This window comes from Chryseobacterium sp. 14P4.3.2, assembly GCF_057799275.1.
In genome coordinates this window covers 1-26,012 of sequence record NZ_JBYOKO010000013.1, presented here as the reverse complement: position 1 = coordinate 26,012, position 26,012 = coordinate 1, and the positions used below count along the sequence as shown (strand labels likewise).

Annotated in this window: 19 protein-coding genes; 17 read left to right on the top strand and 2 right to left on the bottom strand. The window is 32.2% G+C overall.

Going from position 1 to position 26,012, the window contains the following annotated elements; translation table 11 throughout:
- The first annotated feature begins 226 nt into the window (after window positions 1-226).
- The 7 genes from AC27VX_RS17380 (at window position 227) to AC27VX_RS17350 (ending at window position 7,190) form a co-directional block, all read left to right on the top strand.
- Window positions 227-796, top strand: a complete 570-nt coding sequence (locus tag AC27VX_RS17380; RefSeq protein ID WP_488696911.1) for a helix-turn-helix transcriptional regulator — start codon at window positions 227-229, stop codon at window positions 794-796.
- Window positions 793-2,040, top strand: coding sequence for a tyrosine-type recombinase/integrase (locus tag AC27VX_RS17375; RefSeq protein ID WP_488696909.1), 1,248 nt, complete (start codon window positions 793-795; stop codon window positions 2,038-2,040). The genes AC27VX_RS17380 and AC27VX_RS17375 overlap by 4 nt, the downstream gene beginning before the upstream one ends.
- Window positions 2,037-2,816, top strand: a complete 780-nt coding sequence (locus AC27VX_RS17370; RefSeq protein WP_488696907.1) for a hypothetical protein — start codon at window positions 2,037-2,039, stop codon at window positions 2,814-2,816. The genes AC27VX_RS17375 and AC27VX_RS17370 overlap by 4 nt, the downstream gene beginning before the upstream one ends.
- Window positions 2,817-2,941: 125 nt before the next feature.
- On the top strand, window positions 2,942-3,319 hold the full coding sequence (locus AC27VX_RS17365; protein WP_144281937.1) for a helix-turn-helix domain-containing protein: 378 nt from the start codon (window positions 2,942-2,944) through the stop codon (window positions 3,317-3,319).
- Complete coding sequence (locus AC27VX_RS17360; protein WP_024564151.1) at window positions 3,316-4,545, top strand: primase-helicase family protein; 1,230 nt, start codon at window positions 3,316-3,318, stop codon at window positions 4,543-4,545. Before AC27VX_RS17365 ends, AC27VX_RS17360 begins: the two co-directional genes overlap by 4 nt.
- Window positions 4,546-4,967: 422 nt before the next feature.
- A complete protein-coding gene (locus AC27VX_RS17355; RefSeq protein ID WP_488696904.1) occupies window positions 4,968-5,750 on the top strand; it encodes a DUF8464 domain-containing protein in 783 nt (260 codons plus the stop codon).
- Between the two features lie 279 nt (window positions 5,751-6,029).
- Window positions 6,030-7,190 (top strand): hypothetical protein, encoded by a 1,161-nt coding sequence (locus AC27VX_RS17350; RefSeq protein WP_488696902.1) that lies wholly within the window; start codon window positions 6,030-6,032, stop codon window positions 7,188-7,190.
- 331 nt (window positions 7,191-7,521) lie between these two features.
- On the opposite strand, the gene AC27VX_RS17345 is transcribed toward AC27VX_RS17350, so the two are convergent.
- Together AC27VX_RS17345 and AC27VX_RS17340 are read right to left on the bottom strand one after the other, a co-directional pair.
- A complete protein-coding gene (locus tag AC27VX_RS17345; protein WP_488696900.1) occupies window positions 7,522-8,616 on the bottom strand; it encodes a nuclease/transposase family protein in 1,095 nt (364 codons plus the stop codon).
- A 1-nt stretch (window position 8,617) separates the two neighbouring features.
- Window positions 8,618-9,433: an RNA polymerase sigma factor gene (locus AC27VX_RS17340; RefSeq protein WP_488696898.1), complete on the bottom strand. Its 816-nt coding sequence runs from the start codon at window positions 9,431-9,433 to the stop codon at window positions 8,618-8,620.
- Between the two features lie 356 nt (window positions 9,434-9,789).
- Here AC27VX_RS17340 and AC27VX_RS17335 point away from each other — a divergent pair, with 356 nt between their 5' ends.
- The 10 genes from AC27VX_RS17335 (at window position 9,790) to AC27VX_RS17290 (ending at window position 25,906) form a co-directional block, all read left to right on the top strand.
- On the top strand, window positions 9,790-10,047 hold the full coding sequence (locus AC27VX_RS17335) for a helix-turn-helix domain-containing protein (protein ID WP_488696896.1): 258 nt from the start codon (window positions 9,790-9,792) through the stop codon (window positions 10,045-10,047).
- A 198-nt stretch (window positions 10,048-10,245) separates the two neighbouring features.
- Window positions 10,246-13,155, top strand: coding sequence for an SNF2-related protein (locus AC27VX_RS17330; protein ID WP_488696894.1), 2,910 nt, complete (start codon window positions 10,246-10,248; stop codon window positions 13,153-13,155).
- 15 nt (window positions 13,156-13,170) lie between these two features.
- On the top strand, window positions 13,171-14,910 hold the full coding sequence (locus AC27VX_RS17325; protein ID WP_488696892.1) for a site-specific DNA-methyltransferase: 1,740 nt from the start codon (window positions 13,171-13,173) through the stop codon (window positions 14,908-14,910).
- A gap of 2 nt (window positions 14,911-14,912) precedes the next feature.
- Window positions 14,913-17,603 carry a DEAD/DEAH box helicase gene (locus tag AC27VX_RS17320; RefSeq protein ID WP_488696890.1) on the top strand — a complete coding sequence of 897 codons (2,691 nt, stop codon included), beginning with the start codon at window positions 14,913-14,915 and terminating at the stop codon, window positions 17,601-17,603.
- 2 nt (window positions 17,604-17,605) lie between these two features.
- Entirely contained in the window at window positions 17,606-17,818 is a 213-nt protein-coding gene (locus AC27VX_RS17315) for a hypothetical protein (protein ID WP_488696888.1), read from the top strand.
- A complete protein-coding gene (locus AC27VX_RS17310; RefSeq protein WP_488696886.1) occupies window positions 17,805-20,126 on the top strand; it encodes an AAA family ATPase in 2,322 nt (773 codons plus the stop codon). The genes AC27VX_RS17315 and AC27VX_RS17310 overlap by 14 nt, the downstream gene beginning before the upstream one ends.
- A 103-nt stretch (window positions 20,127-20,229) precedes the next feature.
- Window positions 20,230-20,499, top strand: coding sequence for a hypothetical protein (locus AC27VX_RS17305; RefSeq protein WP_488696884.1), 270 nt, complete (start codon window positions 20,230-20,232; stop codon window positions 20,497-20,499).
- Between the two features lie 45 nt (window positions 20,500-20,544).
- Window positions 20,545-22,341 carry a hypothetical protein gene (locus AC27VX_RS17300; RefSeq protein WP_488696882.1) on the top strand — a complete coding sequence of 599 codons (1,797 nt, stop codon included), beginning with the start codon at window positions 20,545-20,547 and terminating at the stop codon, window positions 22,339-22,341.
- A gap of 143 nt (window positions 22,342-22,484) precedes the next feature.
- On the top strand, window positions 22,485-24,845 hold the full coding sequence (locus AC27VX_RS17295; protein ID WP_488696880.1) for an AAA family ATPase: 2,361 nt from the start codon (window positions 22,485-22,487) through the stop codon (window positions 24,843-24,845).
- A gap of 5 nt (window positions 24,846-24,850) precedes the next feature.
- Entirely contained in the window at window positions 24,851-25,906 is a 1,056-nt protein-coding gene (locus AC27VX_RS17290; protein ID WP_488696878.1) for an HNH endonuclease, read from the top strand.
- Window positions 25,907-26,012 lie beyond the last annotated feature (106 nt).

The window sequence follows — 26,012 nt, the reverse complement described above, 5'->3', positions numbered from 1 at the left end:
AATTATCATCGATTAATATCGATCGAAATAAATTAGCAAATCGCTGTAAATGTAATGTTTATAGCGATTTTTTTTGTTTTTGTATTTTTTATTAATAGTTGATTTTAATCGATTTTTGTTATAATTTTGTATCTCATTTGTACCGCGTCTTAATAACGGAATTTCTGCGTCTTATTATGTCTTATTCGGTCTAGTTTGATTTTTATTTTTTAAAATAGTTGTTTTTATGGGCTTTAGTAATCTTAGAATACCAAAACTTTGCGAATTTTGTGAAAAACCATTTGAAGCGAAAAAAGTTACTGCTAGGTTTTGTAGTAAATATTGCTCAGAAAAATCAGGAAAAAGACAGAAACAATTGGCTAAAGAAATGGAAGCGAGGCAAACGCTTTTAGAAAAATCCGTTTCTAAAATTGCAGATATACAAACTCGACCGTACATTTCCGTGAGTGAAGCAGTAACACTTTTTGGAATATCAAGAGATACTATTCACAGATTAATTAAAAGTAAAAAAATACCTGCCATCAATTTGGGAGAGCGACTTACTCGTGTAAGCAAAATCGATATAGAACAAATGTTTACGGCAGTTGAAATGCCAGATCAATCCAAGGAAAGTCCTGAAAAACCTAATTTTGAAGTTGGTAATTGTTACACAATTTCCGAAATTAGTTCAAAATTCTACGCTGATCCAGGAACTGTAACAAACCTGATTAAAAGAAACAAAATTCCGACAAAGAAAGTTGGAAGTTTCGTATATGTTCCTAAAAATTTAATTGATAAAATTTTTGACGGAAAATGAAAGAGTTATTAAAAACCAAAGTTACCGTAAGATTGCGAAAATCCGAATTCCGAAAAGAATGGTTTATTTATTTGGAAAGTTATCCTGTGATGATTCCTGGTAAAGATAAAGTTCAGAGAATCCGGGAGTATTTGAACCGAAGCGTCACAACCGTAGATTTTGATAAGAAAAGACCTGCAAGAACAACACAAGAATCCGTTTCATTTAAACCTAAAAGAGATGACAATGGTATTATCGTTTGCAAAAGCGAAAATGATCGGGAAACAATGTTCTATGCAGATTCTATGCGTAAATTACGTCAGAGAGAATATGATAATATAGAACTTTACAGCGAACTCGACAAAATTCAAGTAGAACAAAAAGAAAAATCGCAGGAGAATTTTGTGAGATATTTTGATCGGTTGGTTAATAAAAGACATAAAAACAATTCCGAATCTATCCAAATAAATTGGTATCGCTCGATAGAATTTCTAAAAGATTTTGGAGGTGAAAAAATTATGTTTTCGCAGATCAATACAAAATTCTGTGAACACTTTAAATCATATTTGTTGACTGCGAAAAGTGGTAGCAATAAGGAAGATATTATTTCTCAAAATACAGCTTCAACTTATTTTTCTGTTTTCAAAGCTGCACTAAAACAAGCTTTTATTGATGGATATTTTACGACTGATATTTCTGCTAAAATAAAAGCGATTCCGCACGAGGAATCAAGAAGGGAATATTTAACACTTGATGAACTTAATACTTTGGTTGAAACGCCGTGCGAACTTGAAGTTCTTAAACGAGCAGCACTTTTTTCAGCTTTAACCGGTCTACGACATTCCGATATTCAGAAACTGACGTGGAACAAAATAACTATTGAAAACGATCAGGCAAAAATAAATTTTACACAAAAAAAGACTAAAGGTGTAGAATATATGCCGATGTCTAATCAAGCATTACAGCTTTGTGGTGAAGTAGGTCTTCCAAATGAGTTGATTTTTAAAAATCTGACTAATCCGGCTTGGATTTCACGACCACTCAAGAAGTGGATTGAAAGTGCTGGAATTACCAAAAAAATAACATTTCATAATTTTAGACATACTTTTGCTACTCTTCAGCTTTCAAGTGGAACAGATATTTACACAGTGAGTAAAATGCTTGGTCATACAAATGTAAAAACTACTCAAGTTTACGCAAAAGTGGTAGATGAAAAGAAAAATAAAGCTTCACAAGCCATTCATCTAAAGAACTTACAAAAATGAATTTGAAATATTTCGAATATATAGTTATTTATCTTTCGGTTCTGCTCGTATGTGTAGTTGCAGGAACATTGGCAAGACTTTCTTTTCTTCATAAAGGGGGAGATGAATATACTGCGAATATTGTTTTTTGGTCAATTACTGCTTTCAGTGTTTTGATTTATGGAATTATTATTTTATTTCTGGATGTAATTTTACTAGGTATTAAAAAATTTATACAGAAACGGAAGAATTCAAAAAACAACGTGATAAAATCAGTTCCAGCAAATAATTTAGATGAAAAAAGTGAGAACAAAAAAGCATTGATCAACGATAATACATCAATTCTTTTCGACGAAGATCCAAAGGAAAATACATTAGGTCAAACTTCTGTATTGGCAAATTTGGAGTCTATAAGAGAAGTTCAACTTCAAGAAAAGCAACAGATTGAAAATCGAAAATTACAAGTAGCTATTGATTACACCCGTAATCAATTTGCTTTATATGTAACTGACGAAAGTCTTGCTGCAATTTGCAATTCAATAAGTCTCTATTCAAAACAAGAAGAAATTCCACCTCACACTTCAGTCGTTACCAAAGGGCTTTCAAATCTTGATCTCTATCATTTTGGCTGGAATATTTGGAATCATTTTAAACCGATAAAACAAGAAAGGGTTTCGAAATTATTAAAAACTGTGTTCGTTTCGCTTGATGATATTGATGTTGATACCATCAAATCACATTTAAAGGACGAGCCTAAAAAAGGCATAATCAAAATTCAAGAAAATTTGATGTACTAATAAAACTTATAAAAAATTACAAAACATAGTGTTTGTACAGTGATTCCTCTGTGATTGCGTGTTTAAGGCTATCACGGAGGAATCACTTTTTTTCTTTGCACAATAACAATTAAAAACAATAAGTTATGGATAGTAAAGAAATTTCATTTGAAAACCTGCCACGGGCAGTCGCACATTTAGTTAGCGAAATCGCTGAGATTAAGTTTCTTGTAGAGAGAAAAGAAGTTCCTGTGATTTCTCAAAAGAGAGTTCCGATTGACATTGATGCAGCTTGCCAATTAATTGGTAAAGCAAAACCAACTGTCTACACATTGGTCAGAACCCGAAAAATTCCCTGTTATAAAAATGGAAAGAAACTTTATTTTTTTGAAGATGAACTTTTAGACTGGATTTCTAAAGGTAAAAAGAAAACTCTACAGGAAATTCAATCAGAAGCTGAAGCCAGCTTTAAGAAAAATTCACGACAGTCAAATATAGGTTCTAATCAAAATCTGTCAAGATGAGCAAGAAATCCCCTTATTTGAGAGTTGGAACCACTTACTATAAAAACATAGAAAAGCCCTTAATCTCTGGTGATACAACTTCGGTTTTGGTTCGTTGGAATCGGGAAACAATTATCAACGACCACGGAAAAAGTTTTGTTGGGGATATTCCGAAATATGATGGATTTTGCTGTATTCCGGAACATTTAGATTATCAACAAATCGTTAAAGGTTTTTATAATATTTATAATGAAATTCCTTTTGCTCCTTCTTGCGAAAAGGAAGATTTAAAAAACTCGATTCCTTTCTCGTTAAAGTTTGTCGACCATATTTTCGGCGAACAGCTGGAAATGGGTTTGGATTACTTGAAAATTCTGTTACAATTTCCGACGCAAATTCTACCAATTTTATGTTTGGTTTCTAAAGAAAGATCAACCGGAAAATCTACATTCATCAAATGGTTGAAAGAGATTTTCGGTTTGAACATGACCTACATTAAAGGTGATTCTTTTGGAAGTCAATTCAATTCCGATTGGGCAGCAATGTTAGTGGTGGCTATAGATGAAGTTTTCTTTGATAAAAAAGAAATTACCGAACGATTAAAGTATTTATCGACAACCAATAAAGATAAATTAGAGGCAAAAGGAAAAGACAGAGAAGAAATCGATTTTTTTGCGAAGTTTATTTTGTGTTCCAATAATGAGGAAAATTTCATTCAAATTGATGAAAATGAAATACGATTCTGGATACTGAAAATCAATCCCATTAAAACTGAAAATACCGAGTTTCTTAGCAATCTCATTTCAGAAATCCCCTATTTTCTTCGGTTTTTAATTGATCGACCATTTTCAACTGAGAAGAAAACCAGAATGTGGTTTTCTGCCGATGAAATAAGAACTAAAGCACTTCAAAAATTAGTTTTCAAAAATAATAATAAACTGGAATCTAAGATAATTGAGTTGCTGTATGAGTTTTTTGAAAGTAATAATGATGAGCAAATCAATGTTGTTCCACAGGATTTACTGAATATGATGAATCGAATGTTCAGACCAACGTATTGGACAAGAAATGATATTCGAAATCTGCTGAAAGAAACTTGGAAATTAGTTCCACAAACTAATGGTTTGACTTATATCAGATACGATATTGATTTTGCTGGAATCTTTTACCAAAACAATTCAGTTGGTCGGTTTTTCACCATAAAAAAGGATTTTATCCTTAGTAAATATGTTGAACTGTTGAATTAACTGATAATGAAAATAAAATCAAATACTTAACAGTCAACAAAGTCCTCAACAAACTTTAAAATCCATCTTTTTGTTGAATGTCTGTTGAGTGCTAAAACTCTAGTTTGTTGAAGCGTTGAGACTTTGATGAATATCCAAATTGTATTTAATCAATAGGTTACAATGTTTACTCAACAATTCAACAAGAAATATCTCATTCAAAACACGGAAAATTTAACGCTATGAACTGCAAACAATTTAACAGCATATCGTTGGAAGAAGTCCTCCTTTCTCTCGGACACCTTCCAACGAAACAAAATGAAAAAGAAGCTTGGTATCTCAACCCCTTTGCCGGCGAATCCCAAGCCTCTTTCAAATTGGATAAAAGAATTAATGCCTGGTATCTTCACTCAGAAGGTGTCGGCGGGAACAATACCGATTTTATGAAAAAATATCTGAATACTTCGGTCAATGAAGTTCTGGACTGGGCACAAAAACAAAATTTTTCTTCTTTTCATCAGCAAGCACTGATCAAAAAGTCAGAACCAAATTACAGAATCGATGAAATACTGAATTTAGAAAATGTAAACCTTAAAAAATATTTGAAGAAGCGTGGATTAAGTTCTAAAACCTATGAGTATATAAAAGAGGTGCGATTTACAATCGGAGAAAAAAAACTCTATGCAATTGGCTTCGAAAATTTATCAGGAGGCTTTGAGCTTCGTAATTCTTTTTATAAAGGTTCATTGTTAAAAAAGGATATTTCAATAATTAATCTCAATAGTAATGTTCAGGATAGATCAAATTTTCAAGATAAAAGTATTAAGTCTGTAGCAGTTTTTGAAGGTTTTATGGATGCCTTATCTTTTATAGAAATGCAGAAATCTTTCTCAGGAGATATTCTCGTAATGAATTCCATTGCTCTTTTAAACAAATCCATAGAGCATTTGAATAAATATTCTGATATCAATCTTTTTTTGGATAATGATAGTGCAGGAATCAAATGTAAGTCTGTAATCATAAAATCTTTTCCGGAAGCAAAAGATCATTCTGATATCTATTCAAACCATAAAGATCTGAACCAATTTTTGATACATCGGATAAATAACGATGTCGCGATTAACTCAGCTAAGAATTCTATAAAATTTCCTGAAGTTGATAAAACAGAAGAGAGGAAGCCGGAACCAGAAATTAGATACTCAAATAGTTTTAAAATAAAAAGATAATAAAGCGTAATGTATGTTTTTACCAACTACCCGCAGAAGTTAGGAGCGCATTCGCAACTTTGAAGGTCGTTCCTCCCAACAAAGTTTCAAATACGCTCTGCGAGGCTTCTAACCTGAGTAAAATAGACTAAGGTTGACTGATCACAACCTGTGTAAAAAGCACACAGGTCTATTATCAAAGGTGCGTAAAACATGCATAGGTAAATTGGAATGCTGCATAATATTACTACAACAATTTTAATCAAAGAAATCTTTGATAAACTTTAAAGATGAAAAATAATGAAAACTTCAATTAATTTTAAGGCTGTCAAATCGGACTCTGAAACTCATAATTTCAGAAAGAAAACTTTCGACTATATCCGTAAAGATCTGACATCAAAGAATGAATATTGGATAGAACAAAAAGTAGCAGACCGAATTCAACGGATCGAAGCGTATTGCAAAGAAAAGTCCCGAAGAAAATTACAGAAGAATGCAATGCCAGTTCGGGAAGCAGTTGTTGTTATTAAAGAAAACACAACGATGTTGGAACTTCAAAACTTGGCAAAGAGACTGGAAGAAGAATTGAAAATTCATGTTTTTCAAATTACTATTCATAAAGATGAAGGGCATACCAATAAAGACACGAAAGAATGGAAACCAAATTACCACGCTCATCTGGTAGCAGACTGGCAGGATCTGAATACTGGCAAAACACTTAAACACCGATCCTTCCATTATTCAAAAATGCAGGATCTGACAGCTGAATGCCTGAATATGGAAAGAGGGATCTCTGGTTCCAGAGGAAGATTGGAAGCCATCGAGTTTAAAATTCAGCAGAAAGAAGAAGATCTCAAAGTTTTGGAAGAAAGGTATGACATAATGAAATCTGAGATGGGTTCGAAAAATTCGGAGGAACTGGTCGTCAAGGAAAATGATTTTCTAGGTTTTAAAAAAATTAAGACTGACAAGACCATCGAGAATTATGAAAAAGCATTTCGAACGTACAAAAGCACACTTCTAAAAAATAAAACGGAGTTGGAATCTAAGTCGAAGCAAATTACTGAGCTCAATACAATGGTTGGTGATTTAAAAAAGCAGGTGCATCTATCCAAAAACAAAAACGCTGTACTATTGACCAATCCGACAGTTTTTGCTTCTGAAAAGAAAAAATATCTGGATTCTGTTATTAATATTGTTGAGAGGGAAATCAAATTTTCAAGATTGAGAAATCCTCACCTAGACAGAACAGATAAGCAAAAGCTGATATCGGAAATGGAAAAAATAGCGCAGAAAATTTTACAGGAAAATACGGTTCCATTTTCAGCCTTCAATGAGATCTTTAAAGATACTGAGATCACAAATCAGCTTTTCACTCTGTTGCAGTTCGGTAATAACAGTACAAATTATGAGTCTGAGGATATTCCAATTCAAAATAAAAGAAAGAGAAAAAGACTCTGAAAACATCAGTGTATTGGAGAGTATCTTTTTTGATTGACAGCAATCAAGGAAGCAAGATTTCAAGATTTCAAGATTTCAAGAAAGCAAGAAGTCAGGAAAGCGAGGAGGCAACCAATCAGGCAAGCAATCTCGCTGGATTGATTGATGATACCTTTGATGATGTAGGATTCTCCTATTTGCAATACTTTGCTTTTTTATTATGCTTTCTTCATTTTTGAAAAAAAAAGAAACCCACGCCGTTGTATACACCGGAAAATATTTTTAAGTTCCAGTATTTAGTGAGTGTTAAAAACCTCACCCTACGGGTTTACAAGTACCCTCATTTTTTTAGCTATCCGATGATCAATTCGATACCGGCTTTTTCTGCTTTGTATTTTATTTTGGTCTGCAATTCATAATAGCTCCAGTTGCGAAGCACAAATTCCTGTTCTTTTGCAATGCTTATCTTGTCTTCCTGATCTTTAAGAATTAGTGTGCCTGCCTGCTGCCGGATGCAGAAATCAATCAGCTTACGGCTGTACAGGTGAAGATGATGAATGACAAAACGGTTTTCCAGATTCTCTGTTTTTTGCAGTGCCTTCTGTTTCCGTTTGGTTCCATTTCCGGAACGAGAATAAGCGACTCCGGCTCGAATCCTTTTGTTACTGGCTTGGATCGCTAACCTACGATAGAGGAATTCCTCTTTCGAGCCAATATTCATTCGCACATTATTGGCTTTCACCACGATCGGATGTTCTAATGACAGGGACGCTTCTGCAATGATTTCGGGTTTTAAATGGTGCTCCTCTTTTTCAAATTCAAATACAGCAAGCCAAAAGATTTTCCTGTCTTTCAGTTGGATCTGCGAGGTGCAAAGCTTTATCTCTTCTTTTAGCAGGCGCTCCATGATCAGCCGCTTATCCGAATAGTCTTTTCCTAAATAGGTTTTGACAGGAATCGCAAACATATTGAAGCAGAACGCTTTCTTTTCGGGATCATACCTCATTTTGCTGATGCATTTAACCGGAAGCGGTATCGGAATATCTTTTTTAAAATTTCTCAATGATTTTGTTCCCTGCCAATAGTCGGCTTTATTTTTAGAAAAAGTAGATTGAATCGTATTGTTAAGGCATCCCAGAATGTCAGTGGGGATTTCACCCTTGAAACGGTCAAAGACCAGACGTGCCGTGGTGTTCGTTTTCGAACGGTTGAAGATTCCCATTTCATCTTTTTTTTCATCAGCCAGCTTGTATTGGATTTCTTCGGTGAGATAAAAGAAATCTTTGATCATTTCCTGCACATACAGATGGTAAACAATCAGATTAGCTGCCCGGAAACAGCGGTTTTGATACCGGCAGAGCTTTTCCCACATCTGGCTTTTATCATCAGATGGAACATCAATCACCAGCTGAATTTTCCGTGTCAAGGTTATCGTGGACTTTTCCATATCAAAGGGGTATTTCAAAGGTGTTTTGATTTTGGAGATATTTATAGGCATATAGAAATTCCCGATGAACTTCTTTTTCCGGAAGTTGGAGTTCCTGTGCAATCTTTGTAAAAGAGGATTTCTGTTCAAACCGTCTTTTGACAATCTCCAGCTGCTGACTGCTGAGTTGTTCTGAGCGCTCTTCTTTAATCAAAACTTTTTCCTCTGGCTGCTCAAAGGAAGTGACTTTAAGAATTTTCCGAAGATCATCTATGGCTTTGCTTATCTCCATACTAATTCCTGTCACGCTGCTTCCCATAGCTTCTGCTATGGGCTTGTACTGAAAGCCATATTCAAGGCAGAGTTCTATTAAGTGTTTCCTTTTAGGATTCAGAACAGGTAAAACCTTTGTGATTTCATCGAATTTGTTCTGGTCGGATTCCTGGCTAAGTAAAAACTCTTTATCTTTCAGAGGGTCGTAACCTCCTAGATATTCCTGATAATTCTCAAAACTGTCAAGAGAAGCCATCAAGCGGCTGAATTTATTTCTGGGAGCAGTAATATACGCTATACAATCCCTTTTCATCACAAACCGTAAAAAGCCTGTAATATGATTAGGTGTCTCAATGGTGTCGCGGTGCAGCCATAATTTGAGAAAGGTATCCTGAACAATAGTGTCTACTATAAAATCATCCTTAAGCACCTGCCATCCAAGCCAGAAAAGAAGTCTTTTGTAGCGTAGATGAATATGTTGCAAAGCGGTCGGATTGCCTTTTTTCAGCAGTTCATACAGCTGGAGATCGGTTAACTTTCGGGGCAAAGAGTTTATTCTTTTCATAAGCAGTGTATTTTGCAAAACTATTGCGGGAAGGAACTGCTTATATCTGTGAAGAGAATTCTACTTAAATTTTGACTCTCATTTCTTTTAGTTTAGCACGAAAGAAAAAGCGTGGAACTCAACTTACCGACTGGAGGTACTGGCATACCGAGCAACGATAAGAGAGCCCACGCCGAAGTCGTGGGCACATTTACTTATCAACTCGTTGCTTTGTGAAAAGTGCCAGTTTTCCAATCGAGAATCTAAGCAATAGCTTCTTTATTTCTTTGAACTATCGCAAAGTTACACTCTTGTAACTTGTATTACAAATATATAAAAAAAAAATTTAATTACGGTCGAACGACCGTGATATTTCAATGGCAAAATATTTCTTTTGTTTTATGATTGACATAAACGAGAAAATCTGCTCTTATATAACTAAAAATTGGTTAATTCCTTGGCTTAAAGAAAATAAGTCACAAAACTCGTTTGCTAAAGATCATGATATCGAAGAAAGTACCGTGCGTAAAATTAAGAGTGACAATACATATAGAATCCCTGTTGAAACACTCTACAGGATTTGTAAGGCAAGAAAGCTTACTCTTGAACAATTTTTTAAACTTATAAATGAATGAATACCGACGAGAGTTGGTATTTTTTTATAAGAAAGTTAATTAATATTTTATAATACGGTGTATAGATTATCTTATTTTAATGCAATTTCTAGGATGGTTTTTGAAATAAATACAAAAAAGTATTGAATATACGGTTTACCGTTTTTTTTCTTTGTTTGCTTTTATTATATTTATCAATTACTAAAGACAACCTAACTAATGAGCCTCACAGATTTTCACGCTAAATTCCTATCCCACGATTTAACTCGTCAACAACCATCAAATAGTTTAGGAAAATTTACCGCTTCCTTACAAGATGCTCAAGTAGATCTTAATCCTCATCAGGTAGATGCAGCACTATTTGCTTTTAAATCCCCGTTATCAAAGGGAGCAATCCTAGCAGACGAAGTTGGTCTTGGTAAAACAATTGAAGCGGGAATTATTCTTTCGCAACAATGGGCAGAACATAGTAGAAACTTGCTAATTATAGCTCCATCCAATCTTCGTAAACAATGGAATCAAGAGCTTCTGGACAAATTTTTTTTACCATCAGTAATATTAGAAAGTAAATCGTTCAGTAACGAAGTTAAAAAAGGAAATCTAAATCCTTTTAACCAAAAGGATCAAATTATCATTTGCTCTTATCAATTTGCGAAAACCAAAGCATCATATATCAATCAAACTAAATGGGATTTGGTCATCATTGATGAGGCACATCGATTAAGAAATGTTTACAAGCCAAATAATCAGACCTCTAATGCTATTAAGGATGCTTTGTATCCCTATAAAAAAGTATTACTGACAGCAACGCCACTTCAAAATTCAATATTGGAATTATATGGTTTAGTCTCCATAATAGATGATTATATATTTGGAGATTTAAAGAGTTTTAAATCGCAATACTCAAGAATTGTTGATGATAATGATTATTTTTCTTTGCGCAATCGCATTGCCCCAATATGCCACAGAACTCTACGAAGACAAGTCTTAGAATATATAAACTACACAAACCGTGTTCCTATTTGCGAAGAATTTATACCTTCTGATGAAGAGCATCAATTGTATCTAGATGTCTCTTCTTATTTACAACGTCCAACATTATATGCTTTACCAAATAGTCAAAGGCAATTGATGACTTTGATTTTACGAAAACTGTTGGCATCATCCTCCTTTGCTATTTATGGAACATTGGATTCTTTAGTGAAAAAATTAGAGGCAATATTAAATAAACAAGAGAGGAAAAATCTTTTTTCAGAAATTGATGAAGATTTTGAAATTGCTGATGAAATTGCAGAAGAATGGATTGATCACGATGAAAATGATGAGGAAGAAGATGAGGACGAAATATTTTATAGTCCGGCAGATTTACTTAATATTAAAGATGAAATTGAAGATTTAAAAACTTATCGAACTCTTGCACATAAAATTAAAAAAAATTCTAAAGCAGAACAGTTATTTGTTGCTTTAGAAAAAGGCTTCAAGGAGTTAGAACGATTAGGGGCTAATAAGAAAGCGTTGATATTTACCGAAAGTCGCCGTACGCAAGATTTTCTGTACAGTGTTTTAGAAGCTAGAGGATATAAAGATGAAGTAGTTCTATTTAATGGTGTGAATAATGATGCGAAATCCAAAGAAATCTATAAAAATTGGTTAGAAGTCAATAAAAACTCCGATAAAATCACAGGGTCGCCTACGGCAGATAAAAGGGCAGCTCTTGTAGAGCATTTTAAAAATAATTCGACCATTATGATTGCAACTGAGGCAGCAGCCGAAGGTATCAATCTTCAATTTTGCTCATTGGTGGTCAATTTCGATTTGCCTTGGAATCCGCAAAGAATTGAACAGAGAATTGGACGTTGTCATCGTTATGGTCAAAAACACGATGTAGTTGTTATTAACTTTCTCAATCGAAAAAATCAAGCAGATGTACGTGTATACGAATTACTTGATCAAAAATTCCAATTATTTGATGGCGTTTTTGGAGCAAGCGATGAAGTTTTAGGCTCGATTGGAAATGGTGTTGATTTCGAAAAGCGAATTGCAATAATTTATCAAAACTGTAGAACAAATGAAGAAATAAAGCAAGCATTTGATGATTTACAAGATGACCTAAGACCACAGATTTCGGAACGAATTCAAGAAGCAAAAACCACTTTGTTGGAAAACTTCGACGAAGAAGTTCGGGAGAAACTAAAACAAGACTTATACGAGACCACTCAGAATTTATCCATTTTTGAAGAAAAATTATGGAAGTTAACTCAATATTTTCTGAATGGACTAGCCGTTTTTGATGATAATTACACATTCAGACTGCTAGAAAATCCATTTCCAAAGGAAAATATTCATTTAGGACCTTATATGGTTTTAAAATCTGATGACAGAGGGAAGAAGTTGGATCAGACCATTCCTGATGACACTAACGTCTACAGAATCGGACACACATTAGCACAGAGAATTATCACTGAATGCAAAAATAAAGAAACCAAACCTTCGGTTGTAAATTTTGATTATAGCAACACAGCTACCAAAATCTCTTTTTTAGAGCAATTCATCGGAAATTCCGGTTGGATGACATTGCAATACCTTAATGTGGATTCTTTCGAAAATGAAGAATATTTGGTGTTCTCTTGTTTCACAGATGACGGTGTAGAAATTAGTTCTGATATGGCAAAAAGGTTTTTTTCTATTGATGCTCAGGTACTCGAAGATACTGCTGTGCCTAATGACATAGATTTAAAATTAAGTGAAATAGCATTTGCTAACAAACAAGAAGTCATTAATGAAAATGCAGCCAGAAATTTTCAGTTTTTTGACACTGAGATGAACAAACTTGATCAATGGGCAGATGACATGAAAATTAGTTTGGAAAAGGAAATTAAAGATTTGGATGCTGAAATAAAGCTTAAAAAAGGAGAATCAAAGAGAACAATGCAGTTAGAAGCAAAAATTCAATTACAGCGTGAAGTGAAAGATTTAGAAAAGAAGAGAAGTGATAAAAGACAAAGACTTTTTGCCGCTCAGGATGAAATTGATGCAAGAAAAGAAAGTTTACTTTCGGATATCGAGGAAAGATTAAATCAAAAGATTACAGAAAAAGAACTATTTACTATTAATTGGAAATTAATATAAAAGCACATAACAAAAATGGCTCAAAATAAAAACTTACAAAAATTAGAATTAACTTGGATTGGCAAAGGAGAAGAACCTAAACTGGAACCACGCATTCTCATAGAAAACCCCGAATATTCTTATGGTGATCCCAACACCGAAAATATGCTCATACACGGTGACAATCTTTTAGCATTGAAAGCATTAGAGCAAGATTATGCAGGAAAAGTTAAATGTATTTATATTGATCCACCATACAATACAGGCTCAGCTTTTGAAAGTTATGATGATGGTGTAGAACATTCCTTATGGCTATCGTTGATGTCAGCAAGGCTTAAAATTCTATGGAATCTCTTATCCAATAATAATGGTGTCATACTTATAAGTATTAATGATGATGAATGTCATTATCTAAAAGTTTTGTGTGATGAACTATTTGGACGTAACAAGTTTGTAAGTAGTTTAGTATGGAATTATGAGGGTAATACTGATAATCAGGCAAAAATTATAAATTACCACGAATACATCTTAGTATATTCCAAAACAGGTGAGATTAATGATCCTAATGTTATAGACCCAAACATACCTGAGTCAAGTAAATTATTTAAAGAAGAGATAAGGAATACAATTATAAAAAATGGTCCAAAAAATCCTCCTAAAGCAGTTCTTATTCCAAAAGGATTCCCGTGCTCCTTCAAAGAAGGTACTATAAAAAAGGAATCTGTAAAATATCCATTATATGATAATGATATAATTATAAAAGATTTTAAAACTCAAAATGAGGTTTTAGCTACAACTGGATGGAGTTCTAAAGCAATTTTAGAAGAATTTATAAAATTAAATTTTTTGTCTGTAAAGGATTCTAAAGGTCAAAAAACCTTATTTGAACTAAAATCGACAGGAGCTATTGAAGCAGTTAAAATAAGGGAACAAAATAAGGGACATTTTGTCTCTGTCTTACGAGGGTTTGGAACAACGAATCAAATGAGGTTGTGGCTAGAAAAATTGGATTTGAAATTTACATATCCTAAGCCTATAAATTTGGTTTCTTACTTGATAGAAGCATTTACAGAAGAAAATGATCTGGTTTTAGATTCTTTTGCTGGTAGCGGTACAACAGCAAATTCAGTTTTAGAACTAAATAAATTAAAGAAAAGTAATAGAAAGTTTATAACAATTGAGTTAGAAAAGAAAAATGCGTTCGATGTGATTATTCCAAGACTCAGGGCGGTTATTAGTGGTGATCAAGATAAATCAATTGTAAGTTTAGGAGGTGGTTTTAAGTTTTACAATTTAGCATCAAGCCTTTTAAAGAAAGATAAATTTGATCATTGGGTAATGTCTGATGAATACAATCCCAATATGTTGGCTGCCGCAATGGCAAAACAAGAAGGTTTTACCTACAACCCAAGCGAAACCCAATTTTGGAAGCAGGGGTTTTCATCGGAGGAAGATTTTATCTTCACTACTACGCAATTTATGACGGTGCAACAGTTAGAAGCTATTGCCGAAGATATGAAGGAGAGCGAAAGTCTTTTAATTTGTTGCAAAGCCTTTCAATCGGAGTGTAAAGCCAAGTACAGCAATATTACGATTAAAAAAATCCCGCAACTTCTTTTAGACCGTTGTGAGTTTGGTAAAGATGATTACAGTTTAAATATTGTCAACCTACCGCAAGACGAATCACAAAATCACGATGAAGAAGAGTGGAGTGATGAAACTGAAGATACCGATACACCACCAAAAGATCAAAACAAAAAAACATTATTTGATTAACCATGAATCAAAATATACTCAATCAGATTAAACAAAGATTATCATTGCGTTTACCATTGGTAGAAGCTTTAGAAATCACAGCCAATATCGCAGATCAAATTCCACTTAACAAGAATAAAAGAAATGCAACTGTAGAAGCTGATTTAGAAGTTATTAAAACTTTATATCCAACTTGTACAGATTTTCAGAGAGCCTTTCCCTCCGTCACCCATAATATTGCAACAGGTGTAGGAAAAACACGTTTGATGGGCGCCATTATCTCTTATTTGTATTTAGCTAAAGGCATTAAGAATTTCTTTATTCTAGCACCAAACCTAACGATTTATGAAAAGCTGATCAAAGATTTTGGAGATCCTTCTTATTCTAAATATGTCTTCAATGGTATTTCAGAATTTGTACATAATCGTCCTGTCATTATCACCGGAGACAATTACGCACAGCAAGGTGCGTTATTTACAGAATCTGAAATCAGAATTAATATTTTCAATATCTCAAAATTCAATTCAGACAATAAAGTTTCGCGATCAGGCGGCGTTGCATTAGCTCCAAAAATGAAACGGTTGTCAGAATATTTAGGAGAATCATACTGGAAATTTTTATCCAATTTAGATGATTTGGTGGTGTTGATGGATGAAGCGCACCGTTACCATGCGGATGCTTCCAAAAAAGCAATCGATGAACTAAATCCAGTTTTAGGCATAGAATTGACTGCAACGCCAACTGATGAAAAAGGTAAGTCTTTTAAGAATATTGTGTACGAATATACTTTAGCCAAAGCACTAGCCGACGGTTTGTATGTGAAAAATCCAACCATCGCAAAACGAAAAAACTATGATCCCAAAGGAAAAAGTGCAGAAGAAGTAGAACAGGTTAAATTAGAAGATGCCATTTCCATTCATCAACAAACCAAGACAGATTTAGAAATCTATGCTTTAAACAATGAGCAAAAGTTAGTGAAGCCTTTTGTGTTGGTGGTTTGTAAAGATATTACACACTCCAAAGCAGTGTATGACTTAATCAATTCTCCATCATTTTACAGTGGTCAATTCATCGGGAAAGTATTGCAAATAGACAGTTCTACCAAGAAAGATGAAGAGATTGAACAATTATTTGTTTCACTGGAAAATCCTGATAACGAAATTGAAATTGTTATTCACGTTAATATGCTCAAAGAAGGTTGGGATGTTTCAAATTTATACACTATTGTACCATTGCGTGCAGCCAACGCCAGTGTTTTGATTGAACAGACTATTGGTCGTGGCTTACGTTTGCCCTTTGGAGGTAAAAGAACAGGAGAGGCCAATATTGATAAATTGACAGTGATTGCGCACGATAATTTTGATGCTGTGATAGCGGAAGCACAAAATCCGGACTCTATTTTAAACAAACTTTCTTTTGTAGAATTTGATGAAAACGAGGTAAAAGAAAAAACAGTTGCGACCACTTCTGTTTCTAAAACAGATAAAGAAATAGAACAGGAACAAATAAAAGTAAATGCGATTGTTGATGTAAAAGAAAAACAAACAGCACAAAATCAAGTAGATGCTAAGAAAGCCATTATCTCGGTTCTACCTACATTGAATACAATCCCTGAAATCAAAAAAGTAGAAGATTTTGATAAGCCTGAAACTAAAGCTATTGTTATAGAGAAGATTAAAGCAAATTTCAATCAAGGACAAGGAAATTTATTTGCAGAGGATATCGTAAACGAGGCCGAAGTAATTTATGAAAAGGTGGTCTCTAGTTACAAATCGCAAATCATCGAAATTCCACGTATGGATCTGGTGCAGGGAGACGCTCGTGCTTATTTTGAAGATTTTGATTTAGAATTATCAGGATTCCAGTTCAAAGCATTAGAAGAAGAAATTATACGTGTAAGTTTGGCCAATCAAAAAGAAGTTGAAACTTTACGGGCAACTTCAAGCGGCAATTATGGCAATCCTGTCAATATGATTATCGTAGAACTGCTCAATTTTTCAGATGTCGATTATGATGATAATGCAGAGCTTCTCAATAAATTAGCAATGCAGGCATACACTGCAATAGAAGGAAGTAATACGGAAGAAAAAGAAGTTAAAAAAGCAATTTTTCAATTTAAGAGAACGATTGCCGAACGTATTTATCTTCAGATGAAAAAGCATTTCAAAATAGAGTACAGTAATTATGAAAAGCCAAATATTTTACCTTTCACGAAAATATTGCCCCATAATTTTTCTGTTCTGGCAAGTAATGGAGTTAAAGATTATAGAGATGTTATCAGTCCGGTTAGTCTGGTTTCTAAATATGTGTATTCCGGTTTTGAAAAAGCCTGTCATTTTGAGTATAAGTTCGATTCAAATACAGAAAAAGATCTAGCCTACATTTTGGAGAATGATTCCAAAGTTGTAAAGTGGTTGCGTCCTGCTGCCAATCAGTTTCACATTTATTGGGATAATAACTCCAAACGTTACGAGCCGGATTTTGTTGTGGAAACAGATGACGCCATTTACATGGTCGAGCCAAAGAGCAAAGACAAAATGCAAGATGCCGATGTAAAGCAGAAAGCAGATGCTGCAGTTATCTACTGCAAATATGCCTCAGACTACAATCTTGAACATGATAAAAAGCCTTGGTTGTATTTACTTGTTCCTCACGATGAAATCAATAGAACGACCAGCTTGGCAAACCTAATCAGTAAATTTAAAAACTTTTAACCATGAATAATAATGAACGTTTAGCCGAGATCATTGCAAACAAATTACTTGAAAAAGGTTTGATTGCAGAAACTAACACTGATTTTGTGAACAGGTTATCTGGCGGAAATTTAAAAGAAGGTGATTGGAAATTCTTATTAGAAGATGTAATGTCAACCTCGCAAACCTCTCAAGCAGAAATCAACGAAAACACACCAACAGATGAGACTGAATGATTTAACTTTAGAAGCGTTTCGAGGAGCAACGCAACCTGTCACCATTCATTTTGATTCATCAAAACCTATAACAATGGTTTTTGGGGAAAATGGTAATGGGAAATCAACAATTACAGATGCGCTAACTTGTTTACTAACGGACAATAAAGGTTCTATAGAAGATAAATCAGAGACGGAACCAAAATACCTCAAATCAATTGGTAAAACTGAAGCAAAAATAATATTGAATACCAGTGGTGGGGCTTTTGCGGCATCGATAACTGGAACTGCAAGAACAATCGTAAAAAATCCGGAAGTTGGTCAACCGACATTAAAATTCCTACGTAGAAAAATGATTGTAAACCTTATTGAATCAAAAGCTTCAGAAAGATATAAAGAACTAAAAGATTTTATAGATGTTGCCGAAATATTCAAGTGTGAAGAAGAACTTAGAAAAGCGAAACGAACTGCTGAATCTGATTTAAATACAATTATATCAGTGATTGCAGAATCAAATGAAACTTTAGAACGAGCTTGGATAGAAGAAGGGCAACCTGCTGAAAGTTATTTAAATTGGGCGGAAGCGCAGGCAGCAATAGACATTTCAGATTTAACCTTAGAGGTTCAGAAATACAGTAACCTCAAATCAAAATGGTTAAATATCCTTTCTAAATACGAGTCTTACCTTGCGGTTAGAGAAACCTTTCGTGCAGCACAATTAGATTTACAAAGTAAAGATATTGATCTAGAAGCTGCAAAAATTCAAAATGAAGCAGGTGATGTTGGTTTATTGGAACTACTAGAGAAGGCGAAAAATCATATAGAACATCAAGAAGAAATTGATGTTTGCCCAATTTGTTCAAATAATATGGAGAAGAATGTAATATTGGAATCTTTATCTAGTAGAATTTCAACAATGAGTGTGTTAAAGTCTGCTTATGATGCTCATGCTCGTTCCAAAATAAACTTTGATCAAAATAAAGCAATTTTAGATAGAGAAATAATTGCTTTAAATATTTTGCTAATTGCATATAAAAATTTAATTAATGAATTTGTTGTAACAGCTCCGACAATTGGCGACTTTATTAGTAACCTCGGAGATGATGCAGAGACAAATATTTCGATTTTTGTAACCAACAAAAATCATTTAGATGATTTAAATGTTACGATTTATCGCAATGAAGAAAAAAAATCAAAAGAACTAAGTCAAAATAATCTTATTGTTTCCCAATTTAATTCAATTTCTAGAAACAAAATTAACGCAGAAAAATTACAGTCTTTAGGACGTTCGCTTTCAGATACCTTAGATATTGTAGAAACGAGTAGAAAAGAATTCATTGAAACTGAATTAGAATCAATTTCAGAAGAGGTTGACAGGTTGTATAGCTCCCTACATCCAGGAGAACAAATTGGTAATATTAAATTATTCCTTAAACCTAATGCACAAAGTTCATTGGTTTTAGGCGGAAGTTTCCATACAGAAGCACAAATTGCGCCACAATCATTGTACAGCGAATCACATTTAGATACTTTAGGCGTATGTATTTTTGTCGCGTTGGCAAAAAAATATGGTGATGAAAATACAATCTTGGTTTTAGATGATGTAATGATGTCGGTTGATGAAAATCACTTAGATAGATTTATTGATTTACTACACTCTGAGTCAGTAAATTTTGGGCATATTTTGGTAACTACGCATTATCGTCCGTGGAGAGATCGATATAGAAATAATAGAGCGCCGGGAGGAAGAGTACACTTTTTAGAACTAAGAAATTGGACGATAGAAAATGGCATTAAAGTCTATAATGGGAAATTAATTTTGGAAGAGCTTAAACAATTAGTAACTAATCAGGATGATTTTCATAGAGAAAATATAGCCTCTACGGCAGGGCGAATGCTTGAAAATATATTGGATTATTTAACTCTAAAGTTTCAGTGTAAATTAGCTAGAAAACCCAAAAATGATTATACATTATCCGAATTAATAAATGGTTTTCCTACAACTCTATTAAGATTATTAAAGGTTGAACATCTTTCTAAAGATGCTTCTGGTGTATATACTGATGTAAATAAGACAGAAGTTCTGCAACCAATAATTGATAAGTTGAAGGGACTGAATGCTGTAAGAAATCAGGTAGGTGCGCATTTTAACTTTGACGGATCATTTGTAAGTGATAATGACGTTTTAGAATTTGCAAACACTGTAATCGAACTTGCGGATTTACTCATCTGTCCTGATTCTGGTAATTTACCTACAAATAGTAGTTCAGGATCATATTGGCGTAGTTCTTCTGGGTCGGTAAGGTTGTATCCAATTGTTTCGCCTTAATATTTTAAAACATTATATTATTAGGTTTAATAATATAATAAGACGTATAACAAGTTAAATCAGTGATTATAAATTCTGCAAATAAATCAAATTAAATGCTTAAATGAATTTAGAGAATTTTTTGCTAAAAATACAAAATGAATGCACTGCAGATTCCGATGCTGGGCTTCAAAACAGCGCTAAAGGAGAGCATTATTTGCAGCAGGCTTACGAGGGAAGGTATCTATTTGAACTAATTCAAAATGGTCGTGATACGAATAAATTAGCGGATACCAAAGGGCATGTTATTATCGAAGTTTTTGAAGACAAATTGGTAATATCCAACAATATCTCAGATTCTGATATTTATGAAGGTGTTTTTTTTAATAATTAAAACTCATAATCTTATTTCAATACCACCTAAATAAAACAAAAGCCAATGACAAACGATGAAAAGTTAAAAAATCTAATACTGCACGAAAATGCATATTTTTTCACGAAGGATACTTCAGGATTTTTATCTAAAGCAAAAGTATTACAAATATTTAGAGCTGCTTCTGAAGACAAGAGAAGTCAAAATTTGCTGAAAATAGAACCTGTTCTAAAAACATTTGATAATGGAAGGGAAGCAAAATATTCTGTAATTGTTTTTAAATATGAAAAGAAAGCTCCTTTTATTGACGAGCCGGTTGATAAGTGGGAAGAATGGAAATTAGCATTCTTATGTATTGTTGATTTTGAAGAATATATTGTTATTTCTCGGCGTAACATTTCAAATATTTCTGAATATTTAGAAGATTTTCAACCTCTTGATTACAGTATATTAACTTCAATCTTTTTAGATGATAATACTACTTATGAGAAGTTTACAATGGATAACATTAGCATTGCTCCAAATGCTATGCGTCAAAAAATGTTGGAATCCACAAATTTGCAAGATATTTTATCTGGATTAGGTTTACAAACTTATACATTAAACAACGCAAGAATACGACAAGGAGATCAACAAGTAGGTCTCGCACTAAAAACTTCAAGAATCAACAACTTAGGAGAAAAAAAAGATATTTTCAGTTTGTTTAGGTGGGCAAATGATATGGTTACCTTAATTGAAAATTGTCAACCAACAGAAGGCTTTTTAGCATCTTTTGCTAAACCAATCAATTTTAGCGATTATAGTTCTACTTTAACTCCCAATGCAATTCTTATTACACTAAGTAAATTATACAGTGATTTCGAAGCAAGCAAAATTCGCCGTTGTTTTATTAAATATAAAGATAGGGAGAAGAATATTAATTTGTTAAAATTTTTAAAAGGATTTGAAACATATATGGAAATTGTGCAGGATGCAGGAGTTTATTCAATCCCACATTCATCCATTGATGATTTACGCGTATCAAAGAATCTAAAATCAATTACTTTACAGTCACAAAAACTATCAAATGTTTATATTGAATATGAAAATAATTTTACACAAAGAATTTTAGCAAGTATAAATTCTAACAATAGTTTTATAGTAACCTTCGAAGATGCTGAATTTATATATACTAACCGAAAGCTTTTTAAAGACAGCAGATTACTCGGCGATATTGATGTGATATTAAAAATCTTTGTGCCTTATCTTGATTTAGAAAGGACCTTGACAGAAAAAGGTTCATTTAATGCAAATAGTACACAATTCTCACCCGACAGTGTTTTTGGATTTGTTGAAAATCAGTTCAAATCAAATTTTGATTATTTTGTTTGTGATGACTTAGCAAAAGAATGGGCAGATTTTATTGGAATAAATGATAATGAAATTGGATTTTTCCATGCCAAGTCCAGTGATAAAATTTTATCAGCATCTTCATTTCAAGATATTGTAGGTCAGACATTAAAAAATCTAGGTAATATTTTACCTACTGATAATCAGTTTGTTATAAAACAAAATCTGTGGGATGAAAAATATAAGAATAATCGAATTGCTACTCAGATAACAAGAATTAGAACTGGACAAAGATCGGAAGATCTAATTAATAGTTATAAAAAAATCAAGACTTATCCTAATCTTAAGAAATCAGTTTATTTAGTTGTAGATTTTATATCTAAAAGTACATTTGAAGATAGATTGATAAAATTGCAGAATAATGAAAATTTCCGTGAAAGAAATGAAGTTATACAGATTTTATGGTTTATTTCTTCGTTAATTTCTAGTTGTGCAGATGCAGGAACACAGGTTCTTATTTGTTGTAAGCCCTAAGAATAAAAATTCTGAAGAATTATGGTAAGGACCCAATTGATACTTTCTTTAATGTAATGCACTTAATTTTAAAATTTGTAAATGTGAGTTTATTAATAAATTAAAACAAACTACAGCACTTAAAAACTACAAGATAATTTTAAATGGAAAATTCAAAAACTAATGATGGATTTAAATTAATAGGTATTGTTCCTCTAAAGGATTGTGATAAGAAATTCCGAAAAAATCTCATAATAGGAATTCCCTATTTATTTTATAATAATTATGAGATTAATGTTAAAGAGAATTTTTCTGCTATCAACATTGTTAAAAAGCATCTGTCCAAAGTTCCAACAATATTGTATAATTTAGATAACGGTATTAAGGTAAATGTATCTGCAATCGTCGGAGAAAATGGCGCAGGAAAGAGTGCTGTGGTGGAATTATTTTATTATTTAGTTTACGCTGTTTCTTCACAAAAAAAATATACAGAGATTGGTTTGACTCGGTACTCTAAAATTATTCAAAATGATTTAGAGCAATTAAAGGATGATATTCGATGTTGCAAAGAGGAACATGAAAGTGTCCTTCGTTTCAGTATTAACCTTCAAAAGAAATATAATTTGCAGTTTGAATCAAAATATACAGGTATAGTATACTTGAGAAAACTTAAAAAAGAATTAAGAGAAAAGATTTTTTTTTCAAATAAATTAAACGCATCTACTAATGTTCTTAGCAAAGACTTGACGCAATTTGAAAAGGATATTCTATCACTCGATGAAAAGCAAGACTCTATTTATCGCTTTTGTATCGGTCTTCAAAAGAAACATGATTTTCAAGTTGAATTGAAGGATGAAAATAAAGATTATTTGCAAACTGTTGAAAAAGAATTAGAAGAAAAGAAAAACTCACTTGAAAAGGTACAGCAAGAATCTGAAAATATTGATAAACTAATTGATAAACAATTAAATGTTGCGCTTGTATATGAAATAGCAGGCGTAATTTATATTTTAGAATATAGTAAGAGTAAACTAGTTGTAAAAAATATAGAGGGTAAAAAAATTGCTGATCAATATATCTTTAATAATTTCTTTTATACCATTAGTTTAAATTATTCGCACCATTCCTTGAATTCAAAAGTATTAGGAGGATGGTTAGACTCCCTTTTTCATAAGAATGATGGATATAGAACACCTGTTGTAATTAATCCAATGCGAACAGATGGAATATATGATATTAATCATGAACTTAACTTGTCGAAAGAAAGGTTAATGTTTAATTTGGCATATTATCTAGTACAAAATCAACAGACTGAAGAAGAATACAAATTGTTGGATAAATACAAAATCGAAACAGTCAATTTATCGATAAAACCTTATACCTACTCATTTCCAATGAGATTTGATAAAGATGGTTTGAAACAGTTAAGTTCATATTTTTTATTAAAAAGTTTTATTAATGAATATAATTCTTCAAAAATAATTCACCTTGATATTTGTGTAGGCTATTTAGAGAAAAAACTGGAAAAATTAGAAAAAAATTATTATGCAATAATTTATAAAGATTTTAATCCTAAGCTAGATAAGAGAGATTTGTATTTTAAAAATTTCGTATTAACTGATAATTCACATATTACAAAAAAAATAAAACAAGTAGTTAATTATCTAAGATATGCTGTTGAAGACACTCAAATAAGAGGAGCTTTTAGTTCAATTTTTAAATTGAAAGTTCTAGAAGCAACATCATTTACAAGTGAGGAATTTGTATCGTACATTCAGGAAAATAAAAATTTAGATTTGAAACAAATAGATAACTCTCTTAATGTTTTGGATTTAATGAATTATTTACCACCTGCAATTTTTAATATTGATTTTAAATTATCATTTGACAACAACAACAATATACTATTAAGCCAGTTAAGTTCTGGAGAGCAACAGATGATATTTAATATTAATACAATTTTATATCATCTCTACAATCTACAATCCTCATTTTCTTCACAAAATACCAGGCAAGTATATAAAAATGTGAGTATTATAATGGATGAAATAGAATTGTATTATCATCCAGATATGCAAAGAAAAATTTTAAAGGAGATATTAGATTCCCTTGAATTAATAAAGGAAAGGGAAGCAAAAGGTATAGAATCCATAAATCTGTGTTTTCTTACTCATTCTCCTTTTATACTTTCAGATATTCCTAGTCAAAATGTACTAAGATTAAGAAAGAAGGATGGGAAACTAGAAAATGGAACTAATTCATTCGCTGCAAATATCTATGATTTGTTAAATGATGATTTCTTTCTTGAAGAAGGTGCTATTGGAGCTTTCGCTTCTAGTAAAATAAAAGAAATATTAGAAAAAGAAAATTTAGAAGCTGAAGATATGGAAATAATAAATCTGATAGGAGATTCATTTCTAAAAGGTGTAATAAAAAAGAAAATTGAAGAGAAACTATCAAATTCTTTAATAAGAAGCGAGATTGATAGATTAAATAGAATTCTTAACGAAAGAGATAAAAATTAAGATAAATGTTACATATTAGCGAAAATTACTTTGGTAGAATAAATACAGATGTTAAGAATAAATATTTAAAAATAGATAAGTTAATTAAAAACGATCTTGTTAAATTAAGAGATTGTAACATAAGTACGTTAAAATCATTTTTCATTGCAGTAGAAAAAGTAATTTCTATAGAAGAGAGATCAATAGATTCTTTTGTTATGGCTAGCTTAGAAACTGTACAAAAATTATCTGTAATAAATACAAAATTTACAACTTTTCAAAAAAAAGATCTAATAAATGATGAAAAAGTTATAGCACTAAATAAAAAATTGAGAGATATTGCTATAAGTGTCAGCGATAGAGATTATGCCGAAAATCAATTAAATGAAACCATACAACTAAATGTTTATTTAGAGTCAATATTTAATTATTCAAATCGCAATGACAGGTTAATTATCTATTATGCTGATCGAGGTACAACTAATTGCCACTATTGTTTAGCTCAGTTTACAACTATATATACTGGATCAAAAAAAAGATATCTAAAAGGTAACTTGGATCATATTATTCCAAAAAGCAAAAATGCATTAGTTAGTGTTAGTTTAAATAACTTAGTACCTATATGTGCACATTGTAATCAGCGCAAATCAGATGCTGAAAATGAAAGGTTTGATTATAATCCTTTTGATGAAATTGATACAGTAAATAATCCGAAATTTGATTTTTCAGAAACACTGCAAATAAAAAATAATAATATTATAATTAAAAGTTTATCTGAATTAAAAATAGTTAATGTTAATAAAAGTTTAGAAAATAGATTAGAACTCACAATGTTGTACCGTGAATATCTTTCAACAATAAAAAATTTATTAGATAGATATAAAAAATTTAATTCCCCACAGTATAATAAACAAATAAAAGAACTTCTTAATATGAATATCTCGGATAGTTTAGAATATTTTATATCAGATACGCCATTTACAGATGAGAATATTCAAACTATACCATTACATAAATTTAAATCTGATTTTTACAAAGAATTAGAGGAATATAAAAAGAATAGTACAACAAAATTTTCATAATCGAAGCTAAATGAAATAGAACGAATATCAATTAGAACAATCATTCGTCCATCTTTAGGAATAGGAAGAGAATGAGTACAAATGACAAAGATGTATTTCGGACATC

What these genes read in the sequence shown, in the direction of transcription:
- AC27VX_RS17290 (WP_488696878.1), top strand. Translation starts at nt 24,851, where the DNA reads ATGTTACATATTAGCGAAAATTACTTTGGTAGAATAAATACAGATGTT.
- AC27VX_RS17305 (WP_488696884.1), top strand. Translation starts at nt 20,230, where the DNA reads ATGAATTTAGAGAATTTTTTGCTAAAAATACAAAATGAATGCACTGCA.
- AC27VX_RS17315 (WP_488696888.1), top strand. Translation starts at nt 17,606, where the DNA reads ATGAATAATAATGAACGTTTAGCCGAGATCATTGCAAACAAATTACTT.
- AC27VX_RS17380 (WP_488696911.1), top strand. Translation starts at nt 227, where the DNA reads ATGGGCTTTAGTAATCTTAGAATACCAAAACTTTGCGAATTTTGTGAA.
- AC27VX_RS17375 (WP_488696909.1), top strand. Translation starts at nt 793, where the DNA reads ATGAAAGAGTTATTAAAAACCAAAGTTACCGTAAGATTGCGAAAATCC.
- AC27VX_RS17350 (WP_488696902.1), top strand. Translation starts at nt 6,030, where the DNA reads ATGAAAACTTCAATTAATTTTAAGGCTGTCAAATCGGACTCTGAAACT.
- AC27VX_RS17325 (WP_488696892.1), top strand. Translation starts at nt 13,171, where the DNA reads ATGGCTCAAAATAAAAACTTACAAAAATTAGAATTAACTTGGATTGGC.
- AC27VX_RS17340 (WP_488696898.1), bottom strand. Translation starts at nt 9,433, where the DNA reads ATGAAAAGAATAAACTCTTTGCCCCGAAAGTTAACCGATCTCCAGCTG.
- AC27VX_RS17320 (WP_488696890.1), top strand. Translation starts at nt 14,913, where the DNA reads ATGAATCAAAATATACTCAATCAGATTAAACAAAGATTATCATTGCGT.
- AC27VX_RS17345 (WP_488696900.1), bottom strand. Translation starts at nt 8,616, where the DNA reads ATGGAAAAGTCCACGATAACCTTGACACGGAAAATTCAGCTGGTGATT.
- AC27VX_RS17295 (WP_488696880.1), top strand. Translation starts at nt 22,485, where the DNA reads ATGGAAAATTCAAAAACTAATGATGGATTTAAATTAATAGGTATTGTT.
- AC27VX_RS17310 (WP_488696886.1), top strand. Translation starts at nt 17,805, where the DNA reads ATGAGACTGAATGATTTAACTTTAGAAGCGTTTCGAGGAGCAACGCAA.
- AC27VX_RS17300 (WP_488696882.1), top strand. Translation starts at nt 20,545, where the DNA reads ATGACAAACGATGAAAAGTTAAAAAATCTAATACTGCACGAAAATGCA.
- AC27VX_RS17365 (WP_144281937.1), top strand. Translation starts at nt 2,942, where the DNA reads ATGGATAGTAAAGAAATTTCATTTGAAAACCTGCCACGGGCAGTCGCA.
- AC27VX_RS17360 (WP_024564151.1), top strand. Translation starts at nt 3,316, where the DNA reads ATGAGCAAGAAATCCCCTTATTTGAGAGTTGGAACCACTTACTATAAA.
- AC27VX_RS17355 (WP_488696904.1), top strand. Translation starts at nt 4,968, where the DNA reads ATGAAAAAATATCTGAATACTTCGGTCAATGAAGTTCTGGACTGGGCA.
- AC27VX_RS17335 (WP_488696896.1), top strand. Translation starts at nt 9,790, where the DNA reads ATGGCAAAATATTTCTTTTGTTTTATGATTGACATAAACGAGAAAATC.
- AC27VX_RS17370 (WP_488696907.1), top strand. Translation starts at nt 2,037, where the DNA reads ATGAATTTGAAATATTTCGAATATATAGTTATTTATCTTTCGGTTCTG.
- AC27VX_RS17330 (WP_488696894.1), top strand. Translation starts at nt 10,246, where the DNA reads ATGAGCCTCACAGATTTTCACGCTAAATTCCTATCCCACGATTTAACT.